This window comes from Modestobacter sp. VKM Ac-2986, assembly GCF_026967795.1.
Lineage (GTDB): Bacteria > Actinomycetota > Actinomycetes > Mycobacteriales > Geodermatophilaceae > Modestobacter.
On sequence record NZ_JAPVBH010000005.1, the window covers coordinates 311,296 to 324,190 of the forward strand.

Annotated in this window: 10 protein-coding genes; 7 read left to right on the forward strand and 3 right to left on the reverse strand. The window is 75.1% G+C overall.

The genetic code is table 11. The features are described from left to right. Positions 1 to 97: 97 nt before the first annotated feature. Complete coding sequence (gene sepH / locus O2W14_RS14930; RefSeq protein WP_269176892.1) at positions 98 to 1,051, reverse strand: septation protein SepH; 954 nt, start codon at positions 1,049 to 1,051, stop codon at positions 98 to 100. A 272-nt stretch (positions 1,052 to 1,323) separates the two neighbouring features. On the opposite strand from sepH, the gene O2W14_RS14935 reads away from it, so the two are divergent. Genes O2W14_RS14935 through O2W14_RS14945 form a run of 3 tightly spaced genes read left to right on the forward strand, consistent with a single transcriptional unit; the run spans position 1,324 to position 6,507 of the window. Beyond that, on the forward strand, positions 1,324 to 3,108 hold the full coding sequence (locus O2W14_RS14935) for an N-acetylglutaminylglutamine amidotransferase (RefSeq protein WP_269176893.1): 1,785 nt from the start codon (positions 1,324 to 1,326) through the stop codon (positions 3,106 to 3,108). A 41-nt stretch (positions 3,109 to 3,149) separates the two neighbouring features. Then, entirely contained in the window at positions 3,150 to 5,021 is a 1,872-nt protein-coding gene (locus tag O2W14_RS14940) for a prolyl oligopeptidase family serine peptidase (RefSeq protein ID WP_269176894.1), read from the forward strand. A 4-nt stretch (positions 5,022 to 5,025) separates the two neighbouring features. Continuing rightward, positions 5,026 to 6,507: a circularly permuted type 2 ATP-grasp protein gene (locus O2W14_RS14945; RefSeq protein ID WP_269176895.1), complete on the forward strand. Its 1,482-nt coding sequence runs from the start codon at positions 5,026 to 5,028 to the stop codon at positions 6,505 to 6,507. Positions 6,508 to 6,523: 16 nt separating this feature from the next. Here the strand turns inward: O2W14_RS14945 and O2W14_RS14950 are convergent, their stop codons facing one another. Then, entirely contained in the window at positions 6,524 to 7,468 is a 945-nt protein-coding gene (locus tag O2W14_RS14950) for an NAD-dependent epimerase/dehydratase family protein (RefSeq protein ID WP_269176896.1), read from the reverse strand. A gap of 13 nt (positions 7,469 to 7,481) precedes the next feature. Continuing rightward, a complete protein-coding gene (gene serC, locus O2W14_RS14955) occupies positions 7,482 to 8,597 on the reverse strand; it encodes a phosphoserine transaminase (protein WP_269176897.1) in 1,116 nt (371 codons plus the stop codon). Between the two features lie 119 nt (positions 8,598 to 8,716). Between serC and pdxH the strand changes: the two genes are divergently transcribed. From pdxH to O2W14_RS14975, 4 genes are all read left to right on the forward strand, one after another. After that, positions 8,717 to 9,364, forward strand: a complete 648-nt coding sequence (pdxH, locus tag O2W14_RS14960) for a pyridoxamine 5'-phosphate oxidase (protein WP_269176898.1) — start codon at positions 8,717 to 8,719, stop codon at positions 9,362 to 9,364. A 77-nt stretch (positions 9,365 to 9,441) separates the two neighbouring features. Continuing rightward, positions 9,442 to 10,782: an MFS transporter gene (locus O2W14_RS14965; RefSeq protein ID WP_269176899.1), complete on the forward strand. Its 1,341-nt coding sequence runs from the start codon at positions 9,442 to 9,444 to the stop codon at positions 10,780 to 10,782. Positions 10,783 to 10,821: 39 nt separating this feature from the next. Further along, positions 10,822 to 11,601: a glycoside hydrolase family 16 protein gene (locus O2W14_RS14970; protein WP_269176900.1), complete on the forward strand. Its 780-nt coding sequence runs from the start codon at positions 10,822 to 10,824 to the stop codon at positions 11,599 to 11,601. Positions 11,602 to 11,651: 50 nt separating this feature from the next. Further along, entirely contained in the window at positions 11,652 to 12,830 is a 1,179-nt protein-coding gene (locus O2W14_RS14975; RefSeq protein WP_269176901.1) for a glucose-1-phosphate adenylyltransferase family protein, read from the forward strand. Positions 12,831 to 12,895 lie beyond the last annotated feature (65 nt).

The following is a 12,895-nucleotide window of genomic DNA, read 5'->3' on the forward strand; positions in this document are numbered from 1 at the left end:
TCGCCGCACCGACAGCTTCGACCGGTTTTACGCCGAGACCGTCTCGGATCGGCTCATGGCCCGTGGAGGACCCGCGCCGGGCGTGCGGGGAGGTCGTTCAGCGGCGGCGGCGGACGCCGAAGACGATGTCCTCCCAAGCCGGGATCCGGGCCCGCGGGTCCTCGGTCTCGCCGTCCATGAGGGTGCCCAGCACGACGGTCTCCTGGGTGTCCGGGTCGACCTCGTCGTCGTAGGGGCTGCGGGTGTCCTCGGGCAGCTCGGTGCCGTCGAGGTCGTCGGCACCGGGCGGGACGTCGGCCGGGGTGCCGTCGGCGGGGACGACGTCGCGCACGTGGTCGTCGGCGTCGAACCGGTCCTCGGTGTCGAGCTCCTCGGCGTCGGTCAGCTCGGCCGCGGGGACCATCGCCATGGACCGGCGGGGGAGCGGCGCGGGCGGGAGGCCGTGCGGGACGTCGGGGACGACGCGCACCAGCCGGGTGCCCTCGGCGAAGTCCATGGTGGCCGCGTCCAGCGGGGTGACCGTGCGGGCCGGGATGTCGTAGCGCCAGTGCGTCGTGCCGGACTTGTGGCCGGCCCGCCAGGCGGCGCGCACCTGCCAGGTGCCGTCCTCGCTGCGGTGGGCGTCCCAGCTGACGGCGTCCAGGTCGGCGCCCAGCAGCCGCAGCCGCTCGGCCATGAACTGCTCCAGCGGCACGCTGGGCGTGCCCTCGCTCAGCCGGACGCGGGCGCCGCGGGCCTGCTCGGCCACCCGCTCGCGTTCCTGCAGGACGGGGTGGGCGAAGCGCATGATCCGCTCGACCCGGGTGCCGGAGGACTCCGCGACCTGCTCGGGGGTCTCCCCGGCGCGGATGCGGGCCTGGATCACCCGCGGCGGCAGGTCGTCGGCCGGGGCGGGCGCGGGCTTGGCGGCCTCGGCACGCAGCAGCTCGCGGAGGCGGTCGTCCAGCGCCAGCTCGAAGCGCTCGCCGTCCCCGGTCGGGTCGGGCTCGTCCGCGACGAGCACCAGGTGCTCGCCGTCGTCGGAGAGCGCCACGAGGCGCAAGGAGCGCATGGGGGCGACCTCCAGCAGGGGTTCGGTGCGGGCCCGGGGTACGGACCAGCGTCACGCTATCCGCGCAGCGGGAGGCGGTACCTGCCGACACGCCCGGTGCGGCGCGTCGGCTCGACAGCAGGGGGCGGCTCGTGGTGAGGGCGCGGTCGCAGTCGGGTCACCCGGCCCCGAGAATGGAGCACCACCGTCATCGGGACGCAACACCCGGTGAGCACGGTGGCACGTCAGGCGGGCGCAACGGCGCGCCGTACCGGGACAGAGCGGAGGCGCACGTGTGCGGCATCTCGGGTGAGGTCCGGTTCGACGGCGGCGTGGCCGACATGGCCGCGGTGGCGGCGATGTGCGACCAGTTGCAGCGGCGCGGGCCCGACGGCTCCGGCGGCTGGCAGTCCGGCCCGGTGGCGCTGGGGCACCGCCGGCTGAAGATCGTCGACCTGACCGACGCCGGCGCCCAGCCGATGGTCGACGCCGAGCTCGGGCTCACGCTGGTCTTCAACGGGATGGTCTACAACTACCCGGAGCTGCGCGCCGAGCTGATGGCCGCCGGCTACCGGTTCTTCTCCACCTCGGACTCCGAGGTGGTGCTGAAGGCCTACCACCGGTGGGGCGCGGCCTGCGTCGAGCACTTCCTCGGGATGTTCGCCTTCGTCGTGGTCGAGCGGGACTCCGGCCGGGTGGTGATGGGCCGCGACCGGTTCGGCATCAAGCCGCTGTACCTGTCCCGCGGACCGGGGCGGCTCCGGTTCGCCTCCTCGCTGCCCGCGCTGCTGCGGGCCGGGGGAGTGGACACCACGATCGACCCGGTCGCGCTGCACCACTACATGTCCTTCCACGCCGTCGTCCCCGCACCCCGCACGATCCTGGCCGGGGTCCGGAAGCTGCCGCCGGCCACGGTGCGCACCATTGAGCCCGACGGCCGGGAGTCCGACTGGGAGTACTGGCGGCCGGTGCACTCCCGGCGCAGCGACCTCGCCGGCCTGGACCCGGTCGAGTGGCAGGAGCGGGTGCTGGACTCCCTGCGGGTCGCCGTCCGCCGCCGGATGGTCTCCGACGTCCCGGTCGGGGTGCTGCTGTCCGGGGGCATCGACTCCAGCCTCATCGTCGGCCTGCTCGCCGAGGAGGGGCAGCGCGGCCTGGCCACCTTCTCCATCGGCTTCGAGGCGGTCGGGGGGCGCTCCGGTGACGAGTTCGTCTACTCCGACGTCGTCGCCGAGACCTTCTCGACCGACCACCACCGGCTGATGGTGCCCACCGCCGACGTCCACGCCGGGCTCGACGGCGCGATCGCGGCGATGAGCGAGCCGCAGACCAGCCACGACGCCGTCGCCTTCTACCTGCTCAGCCAGCAGGTGAGCCAGCACGTGAAGGTCGTGCAGAGCGGTCAGGGCGCCGACGAGGTGCTGGCCGGCTACGACTGGTACCCGCCGCTGGACGGCGTCCCGGCCGACCGGGCCGTCGACGCCTACGCGCGGGTATTCGTCGACCGCCCGCACGCCGAGCTGGTCCGGCTGCTGGGGGAGCAGTGGGCGGTCACCGAGGACGTCAGCCGCGCCTTCGTCGCCGAGCACTTCGCCCGCCCCGGCGCGGACACCACGTTGGACCGGGCGCTGCGGCTGGACTCCACGATCATGCTCGTCGACGACCCGGTGAAGCGGGTGGACAACATGACGATGGCCTGGGGCCTGGAGGCACGCGTGCCCTTCCTGGACCACGAGTTCGCCGAGCTGGTCGCCGCCGTCCCGCCGGAGCTCAAGCTCATGCACGGCGGCAAGGGCCTGCTCAAGGACGCCGCCCGCAAGGTGGTCCCTGCTGCGGTGATCGACCGGCCCAAGGGCTACTTCCCGGTGCCGGCGATCATCGAGCTGCAGGGCGACTACCTGGAGACGGTGCGCGCCGCGCTCACCGCCCCGGCGGCCCGGGAGCGCGGGCTGTTCCGGCCGGAGTTCGTCGACCGCCTGCTCGCCGGGCCCAACGCCCACCGCACGACACTGGGGTCCAACCAGCTGTGGCAGATCGGCCTGCTGGAACTGTGGCTGCAGCGGCACGGGATCTCCTGACCCGCTGCGCCCGACCGCCACTGCTGCCCCGAGGAGTCGCCGTGACCGACGTCCTGCACCCGGCCGTCCCCCCGAGGACCGGGCTCCCCACCGAGGTCCGGCTCGCCATCGCCGAGATCGCCGGCGCCCCGGGCGCCTGGTGCCCGAGCCTGGCGCCCACCGGCGACCGGGTGGCCTACGTCAGCGACCGCTCCGGGCTGCCCCGGCTCGAGGTGGCCACCCTGGACCAGCAGACGCCGCCGGCGGTGCTGTCCGGCTCGGGAGAGGAGGTCGTCTCCGTCGCCTGGTCCCCGGACGGCGCGTGGCTGGCCTACCTGGTCAGCCCCGGCGGCTCGATCTGCGCCCAGCTGTGGGCCGTGCGCCCCGACGGCACCGACCGGCACCTGGTCGCCGGGGAGGACCCGCGGGCCACCGTGTTCGCCGGCGGCTGGACCGCCGCCCCCGGCCACTACGTCTGCTCGATCGCCTCTGGTGACGGCCCGGACGCCGACGTCGTCCTGGTCGACGTGGTCAGCGGCGCGCGCCGCACGCTGGCCAGCGGCGGGTTCCTGTCGGTGACCGCGGTCGCCGCCGACGAGCGCACCGTGCTGGCCCGCCGCGGCCCCCGCGGCCACCGGCACGTCGTGCTGGTCGACGTCGCCACCGGCGTGCAGCGGCGACTGCTCCCGCTCGGCGCGCCGGGCTGGCAGGCGTCCGAGGACGGCCGGTTCGCCCCGGACGGCGCCGCGGTGTACCTGCGCGCGGCCCTGCCCGGGCTCCCCGACGTGCCGCGCAGCGACCGCACCGGCCTGGTCCGGGTGCCGCTGGGCGAGGAGCGGGTCCCCGGCCCCGGTGAGGTGCTGATCAGCCGCCCGGACGCCGACCTCGACGCCTACGCCGTGCGCGGTGACGGCAGCGTGCTCTGCGTGTGGAACGCCGACGGCGTCACCGAGCTCGAGGTCCGCGACCTCGACGGCGGGCTGCGGCACGCCGTCCCGCTGCCGCAGCCGGTGATGCCGGGCTGGTCGCTGTCGGCCGACGGGGGCACGCTGCTGGCCGAGCTGACCGGCCCGGGCCGCCCGCGGTCGCTGTGGTCGGTGCCGGTCGACGGGCCCGCGCCGCAGGCCCCGTTGCCCTCGACCCCGCGCGCGCCGGACCCGCACCTGCTCGTGACCCCGGTCCGGCTGCGCTACCCGGCGACCGACGGCACCGGGCTGGACGGATGGCTGTACACCCCGCCGGGCGTGACCGGCCCCAACCGCACCGTGGTCAGCTTCCACGGCGGCCCCGAGGGGCAGGAACGACCGGACTACTCGCCGGTCGCCCAGTCGCTGGTCGCCGCGGGGCTGACCGTCTTCGCGCCCAACGTGCGCGGCTCGGGCGGGCACGGCCGGGCGTTCACGGCCGCCGACGACCTCGGTGCTCGGGAGGAGTCCTTCGCCGACGTGCCGGCCACCGTCGACCACCTGGTCGCCGCCGGCATCGCGCTGCCCGGACGACTGGGGGCGCACGGCTGGTCCTACGGCGGCTACCTGACCCTGGTGGCGCTGACCCGCTGGCCGGACCTGTTCAGCGCCGGCGCGACGCTGGCCGGGATGAGCGACCTGCGCACCTTCTTCGCCGGCACCGAGCCGTGGATGGCCGCGGCCTCGGTCACCGAGTACGGCGACCCGGTGGCCGATCGCGAGCTGCTGGCCACCTTGTCGCCGATGACGGCGCTGGACCGGCTCACCGCCCCGGTGCTGCTGGCCCACGGCGACCGCGACACCAACGTGCCGGTGCTCGAGTCGGTGCAGGCCCACCAGGAACTCACCGCGCTCGGCGCCCCGGCGGAGCTGCTGCTGCTGCGCGGCGAGGGGCACACCGTCGTCGGCCGGGGCAACCAGCTGCACCTGGCCGAGCGGGTCGCCGAGTGGTTCGACAGGTGGTTGTGACCCGATGACCAGCGTCTTCGCCCGCTACCCCGGCTCGGTCCGCGACGAGGCCGTGGCCGCCGACGGCTCGGTGTGCCCGCAGTTCGGGCAGGTCGCCGCCGCGCTCGACCAGCTGGGCGGGGTCGGGCTCACCGCCGTCGTGGGCGCCATGGCCCAGGAGCGGCGGGTGCACGGCGTCGTCTTCGGCACCTACGTCGACGGCCGGCTGGAGGAGCAGCCCTTCCCGCTCTGCCCGGTGCCGCGGGTGGTCCCGGCCGCGGACTGGGCGCACCTGGCGCGCGGGGTCGAGCAGCGGCACCGCGCGCTCAACGCCTTCCTCGCCGACGTCTACCGGCCCGGCGGACGCCGCCGCACCGACGACGACCGCGCGCCCGAGGTGGTGCGCGCCGGGGTCGTGCCGGAGTGGGTCGTGACCGCCAGCCCGGGTCACCGGCCGTCCGCGGTGGGCTGGGCGGCCCCCGGTCAGCAGCGGATCACCGTCTCCGGCCTGGACCTGCTCCGCGGCCCCGACGGGTGGGTCGTGCTGGAGGACAACCTGCGGGTGCCCTCGGGGATCGGCTACGCGCTCAGCAACCGCGCCAGCGGCCGGGCGGCGCTGCCCGACCTCTACGCCGCGGCCGAGGCCGCCGGGCTGGTCGACCCGACCGAGGCCGTCGCCCTGCTGCGGGCCGCGCTGGCCGACGCGGCGCCCCCGGCCTGCGACGGCGTCCCGCAGCTGGGGCTGCTCACCGACGGCCCCGACAACACCGCCTGGTTCGAGCACCGGCTGCTGGCCGAGGCGATGGGCGCCCCGATCGCCACGCCGGACCTGCTGTGGCCGACGCCCTCCGGCGGGGTCGCCGTGCAGGTGGGGGCCGAGCGGGTGCCGGTCGACGTCCTCTACCGGCGCTTCGACGAGGCCGACCTGGCCGGGCACCTGACGCCCACCGGCATACCGGTCGACGTCCTGCTCGGTGAGGCGGTGCGCGCCGGGCAGCTGGCCGTGGCCAACGTGCCGGGCAACGGGGTGGCCGACGACAAGGCCACCTACCGCTTCGTGCCGGAGATGATTGAGTTCTACCTGGGCGAGCAGCCGGTGCTGGCCACCGTGCCCACCTGGCTGCTGGCGGAGGAGGCCGACCTGGCCGCGGTCCGCGACCGGCTCCACGAGCTGGTGGTCAAGCCGGTCGACGGCTACGGCGGGCAGGGCGTCGTGTTCGGCCCGCAGTGCTCGCCCACCGAGCTGGCCGAGCTGCAGGCGGAGGTGCTCGCCGCCCCGCACCGCTTCGTCGCCCAGGAGCCGGTCGACTTCTCCACCGTGCCCACCGTCGTCGACGGCCTGGTCGTGCCACGGCGGGCCGACCTGCGGGTCTTCGCCGTGGCCGGCACGACCACCCGCGCCCTGCCCGCGCCGCTGACCCGGGTGGCGCTGGAGGAGGGCTCGCTGCTGGTCAACTCCAGCCAGGGCGGCGGCAGCAAGGACACCTGGGTCCTGCCCCCGGCCTGACGTGGTCCTTCGTCCACTAGAGAGGCTGGGAGTGGCGCCAGGCGGTCCAGGCGCTGGTGACCACGTCGTGCAGGTCGCGCCGGGCGCGCCAGCCGAGCTCGCGCCCGGCCCGCCCGACGTCGGGGACGACGTGCGCCGGCTCCTCCGGACGGCGGTCGACCGGCTCGGGCGTGGTGTCCCCGCCGGTGACCTCCGCGACCACCCGCAGGACGTCGGAGACGCTGCTGCCCCGGCCCGTGCCCACGTTGAGGACACCGCCCGGCGCGCCCGCCTCCAGCGCCCGGACGGCGGCCACGTGCGCGTCGGCGACGTCGGCGGCGTGCACGAGGTCGCGCACCGCCTCGGCCACGACCGGGGCGGTACCGGCGTCGAGGGCGGCGAAGACCCGCGGCAGCAGGCCCGACGGGCGGGTGTCCCCGAGCCGCGGGTCGGCCGCGCCGCCGACGTCCGCGCAGCGCAACGTGACCGCGGCCAGGCCGTACGCGGCGGCGCAGTCGCGCAGCAGCCACTCACCGGCCAGCGCCGTCCGGCCGTACGGCGACAGCGGCCGGAGCGGGGCGTCCTCGGTCAGCGGGCCGGGGCCCGGGTCGCCGTAGACGGCCGTGCTGCCCGACAGCACGAACCGGCCCACGCCCTTGGCCCGGCAGCTCTCCAGCAGGGCGACCAGGCCCTCCACGTTCTCGGTCCACGTGGGCAGCGGGTCGGCTCCCGACTCCGCGTCGTCCGCCCGCCCGGCCAGGTGCACGACGCCCTGCACCGCGTGCTCGCGCAGCACCCGGCGCACCAGGCCCCGGTCGCGCACGGACCCGGCGACCACCGGCACCGCGGGCAGCCCGTCCAGCCGTCCGGCGTCGCCGGTGGACAGGTCGTCCAGGACGACGACCTGTGCACCGGTGGCGGCCAGGGCGTGCACGACGTGCGCCCCGACGTAGCCGGCCCCGCCGGTGACCAGCCAGCTCATGCTGCGGCGGTGCTCAGAGCTGCCCGACGACGTGGTCGATGCAGGCGGTGAGCGCGGTGACGTCGTCGGGGTCGACGGCCGGGAACATGCCCACCCGCAGCTGGTTGCGGCCCAGCTTCCGGTAGGGCTCCACGTCGACCACGCCGTGCGCGCGCAGCGTCTTGGCGATCAGCGCGGCGTCGACGGAGTCGTCGAAGTCGATGGTGCCCACGACGAGCGAGCGCTGGTCGGGCTCGGCGACGAAGGGGGTCGTGTAGCTGGTGCGCTCGGCCCACTCGTAGAGCCGGCTGGAGGAGTCCTGGCTGCGGGCGACCGCGCCCGACAGCCCGCCGAGGCCCAGCATCCAGTCGATCTGGTCGGCCAGCAGGAACAGCGTGGCGACCGCGGGGGTGTTGTACGTCTGGTCCTTGGAGCTGTTGTCGATGGCGATCGAGAGGTCCAGGAAGCCCGGCGTCCAGCGGCCCGAGGCCTTGATCTCGGCATTCCGCTCCAGCGCCGTCGCCGACATCAGCGCGACCCACAGCCCGCCGTCGGAGGCGAAGGACTTCTGCGGGGCGAAGTAGTAGACGTCGGTCTGGCTGACGTCGACCGGGAGGCCGCCGGCGCCGGAGGTGGCGTCGATGAGCACCAGGGCGTCGGCGTCGATGCCGGCGGGGCGGAGGACGGGGGCCATCACGCCGGTGGAGGTCTCGTTGTGCGCCCAGGCGTAGGCGTCCACGCCGGCCTCGGCAGTGGGCAGGGCGAGCGAGCCGGCCGGGGCCTTGGTGATCACCGGGTCGTCGAGGAAGGGCGCCTCGGCCACCGCGGAGCCGAACTTGGCGGAGAACTCACCGAAGCTGCCGTGCGCGCTGCGCTGCCGGATCAACCCGAGGGTGGCGACGTCCCAGAAGGCGGTCGACCCGCCGTTGCCCAGCACGACCTCGTAGCCGTCGGGGAGGTCGAACAGCTGGGTCAGGCCCTCGCGGATGCGGCCGACCAGCGCCTTCACCGGCGCCTGGCGGTGCGAGGTGCCCATGACGCCGGCGCCGACGGTGGCCAGTGCCTGCAGCGCCTCGGGACGGACCTTCGACGGCCCGCACCCGAAACGGCCGTCCTTCGGGAGCAGGTCGGTCGGGATGGTGATGCTCATCGGGTCCTCCACGTGCGCAGGCGGGCGTCCGACCCAACCTAGGGGTCCGGCGGCCGCTGTGAGCAGTCGGGCAGCCGGTCACCCGGCGGTGCACGAGGCAACGGTGACAGCATGGAGTGGTGCCCGACCTGATCCGCATGCGCAGGGACTACGACGACGGCAGCTTCACCGAGGCGGGCCTGGCGCCCACCTGGGTCGAGCAGTTCGACCGCTGGTTCGCCGACTCCGTGGCCGCGGAGCTGACCGAGCCCAACGCCATGGTCCTGGCCACCGCGGACGCCGACGGGGTGCCCGACGCGCGCATCGTGCTGATGAAGGGCTACGACGAGACCGGGTTCCTGTTCGTGGGCAACTACGCCTCGGCCAAGGGCGCCCAGCTGGCGGTGAACCCGCGTGCGGCGCTGGTGTTCCCCTGGCACGACCTGCAGCGGTCGGTGCGGGTGACCGGCACCGTCGAGCGGGTGGGCGACGCCGCCTCCGACGCGCTGTGGGACCCCCGGCCCCGGGGCGCGCAGCTGGCCGCCGCGGCCTCGCTGCAGTCGACCGTCGTGGAGTCCCGCGACGAGCTGGTGCAGCGGTTCCACGAGCTCGACGCCCAGACCCCGCCCGGGCAGCTGCCGCGGCCGGCGAACTGGGGCGGCTACCGGCTGGCACCGGACAAGGTCGAGTTCTGGCAGGGCGGGCACGACCGCCTGCACGACCGGCTGGTGTTCGTCCGGGACGACGAAGAGGGCGGCGGCTGGTTCGTGCAGCGCCTGGCCCCGTGAAGCGGAAGGACCCCGCTGCCCCCCACCACTCGCAGGCTCGCGGCGGGCCCCTGCAGCGGGGCCGCGAGGACGAGCTGGTGACGCCGGTGGACCCGGTGGAGCCGGGTGGGCCGGTCGAGGAGCCACAGCCGCCGCGCCGCCGCGGCTGGGCGCTGGACACCACGCCGCTGCGCAACCGCGCCTTCCGCCGGGTGTTCGGCGGGGTCGCGGTCACCATGCTCGGCCAGCAGATGACGCTGGTCGCCGTCCCGTACCAGGTCTACGAGCTGACCGGCTCGTCGCTGATGGTCGGGCTGACGTCGGTGGTCGCGCTGGTGCCGCTGGTGGTGTTCGGCCTGCTCGGCGGGGCGATCGCCGACGCGATGGACCGCCGCCGGCTCATGATCATCACGTCGGTGGGCGCGGCGGTGACCAGCGCACTGCTCGCGGTGCAGGCGCTGCTGCCCGGCGACGGCCACCTCAGCGTGCTGTGGCTGCTGGCTGCCGCCGTGTCGGCGTTCGCCGCGGTCAACCAGCCCGCCCGCAGCGCGGTGATCCCGGCGATCGTCGGGCCGGACGACGTCGCGGCGGCCAACGCGCTGGCGATGACCGTGCGCTCGGCCGGGGTGATCGTCGGGCCGTTGCTGGCGGGGCTGCTCATCGGCCTCGGTGACCTGTCGATCCTCTACACCGTCGACGCGATCGGCTTCCTGCTCGCCGTCCTGCTGCTGCGCGGCCTCCCGCCGCTGCCGCCGGCCGGGGTCTCCGGGCCGTTGCGGCCGGGCGCCGCCGTCCGCGGGGTGGGGGAGGGGTTCTCCTTCCTGCGCACCCAGCCGGTGCTGCTGATGACCTTCGTCGTCGACGTCATCGCGATGCTGTTCGCCTGGCCGCAGGCGGTGTTCCCGGAGCTGTCGCAGACGACGTACGCGGGCAACGCCAACAGCCTCGGCTGGCTGTTCGCCGGGGTCTCGATCGGCTCGCTGCTGATGGGCCTGACGTCGGGCTGGGTCAGCCGGGTCGACCGGCAGGGTGCGGTGGTGCTGGCCGCGATCGCGGTGTGGGGCGTGGCGATCATCGGGTTCGGGCTGGCCTCGACGCTGTGGGTGGCGGTGCTGTGCCTGGCCGTCGCCGGTGCCGGTGACATGGTCAGCGCGGTGTTGCGCTCCTCGATGCTGCAGACCGCAGCCCCGGACGAGATGCGCGGGCGGATGCAGGGCGTGTTCATCGTGGTCGTCGCCGGTGGCCCGCGGCTGGGCGACCTGCGCGCCGGGGTGATGGCCAGCAGCGTCGGCGTCAGCGCGGCGATGTGGTCCGGCGGCATCGTGATCGTCGTGGCGATGGCGGTCGTCGCGGTCGCCGTCCCGTCGTTCTGGCTGTTCCGCGCCTCCCAGGCCGACGACCTCGCCGACGCCGCCCGCAAGCGGATGTCCGCCGGCTGACCGCCCCCGTTCCGGCCGGCCGGGCCCTACCCTGCCGGGGTGCCCGTGGACGCTGCTCGGTGGGACGTCGCCGACGACTTCGACGGTGCGGACCTCGACCTGGCCGTCTGGGTGCCGCACTACCTGCCCGCCTGGAGCTCGCGGGCGGAGACCGCAGCCACCTACGAGCTCCGGGACTCCTGCCTGCACCTGTCCGTCCCACCGGGGCAGGGCCTGTGGTGCGGCGGGGACCACCGGCCGGCGATGCGCGTCTCCGGCGTCCAGTCGGGCAACGCGTCCGGGCCGGTCGGCAGCACGGTGGGGCAGCAGCCGTACCGCGAGGGCCTCGTCGTCCGGGAGGAGCAGCCACCGCAGTGGGGCTGGACGCCGCGCGGCGGGCGTCTGGAGATGCGGGCACGGTTCGTGCTGTCCCCGCGGTCGATGGCCGCGTGGTGGATGGTCGGCCTCGAGGACCGGCCCGAGCGCTCGGCCGAGATCTGCGTCGCCGAGGTGTTCGGGGACGCCGTGGTGCCGGGCGAGTCGGCTGCCGTGGGGATGGGGCTGCACCCGTTCCGCGACCCGGACGTCGCCGAGGACTTCGCGGCCGTCCGGCTGCCCCTGGACGTGGCGGAGTTCCACACCTACGGGGTGAGCTGGACGCCCGACCGCACCGACTTCCTGGTGGACGGCCACCGGGTGAGAAGCGCCGCGCGGCCACCCTGGTACCCGGTGCAGATGATGCTGGCCGTCTTCGACTTCCCGGAGCGGTCGACCGGGGACGACGCCGAGGCCGTGCCCGAGCTCGTCGTCGATTGGATCGCCGGGGCCGCCACCTCGTGACCGGAGCGGGGTCGGCGCATGCACACGGAGCGTGCGGGTAGCGGGAGCCCATGGCGCTCCCGAAGATCCTCGTGCTCGTGCTCGCCGGTGGCAAGGGCAGCCGCATGCAGCTGCTCACCGAGACCCGGGCCAAGCCCGCGGTGCCCTTCGCCGGTGTGTACCGGCTCATCGACTTCCCGCTGTCCAACTGCGAGCACTCCGGCATCGCCGACGTCTGGGTGTCGGTGCAGTACCAGCCGCAGTCGGTCAACGAGCACCTGGCCAACGGCCGCCCGTGGGACCTCGACCGCACCACCGGCGGGCTGATGATGCTGCCGCCGTTCCAGTCCGGCAGCGACCGCGGGGGCTTCACCTCCGGCACCGCCGACGGGCTGTGGCGCCAGGCGGAGCTGATCCGCGAGTTCGCCCCCGACGCGCTGGTGGTCGTCAGCTCCGACGCCGTCTACAAGCTCGACTACCGCGAGGTCGTCGAGGGCCACCTGGCCTCCGACGCCGAGGTCACCATGGTCACCACCGAGGTCGCCCCGGACGACGCCAGCCGCTACGGGATCGTCCAGCTCGACGGCGAGCGGGTCACCGACTACGTCTACAAGCCCGACGAGCCGGCGACGACGACGGCCACCAACGAGGTGTTCGTGTTCACCCCCGGCCCCACGCTCGACCGGCTGGAGCAGCTGGCCACCGAGGTGGGCGAGGACGGCCTGGAGGACCTCGGCAGCCACCTGCTGCCCGCGCAGACCAAGGACGGCAAGGCCCGCGCCCACCGGTTCGACGGCTACTGGCGGGACCTGGGCACGATCGAGTCCTACTGGCAGGCGAACCGGGACTTCCTGTCCGCGGAGCCGCCGCTGGACCTGGACGAGGCGGGCTGGCCGGTGCACACCCGCGGTGGCCGGCACAGCGCCGCCCGGGTGCTGGACGACGGGCAGATCGAGAACAGCCTGCTCTCCGGCGGGACCCGCATCTCCGGGAACGTCCGCGGCTCGGTGCTCTCACCCGGCGTGGTCGTGGAGGCCGGGGCCACCGTCACCGACTCGGTGCTGCTGCCCGGCGTCCGGGTGCGAGCCGGCGCGACCGTGACCCGCGCGGTGCTCGACGACAACGTGGTGGTCGGCGAGGGCGCGACCGTCGGCGGCGACGGGGACATCACCCTGGTCGGTCGCGAGGCCGAGGTCGAGGCCGGCGCCACCCTGGCCCCCGGCACGCGCCTCCCCGAGCCCGAGCGCTGACCCACCACGGGGGGCGGGGTTGACCACCCCCGCTTCCTCGGTGGGCGCGTTGTCCGACCCAGCCG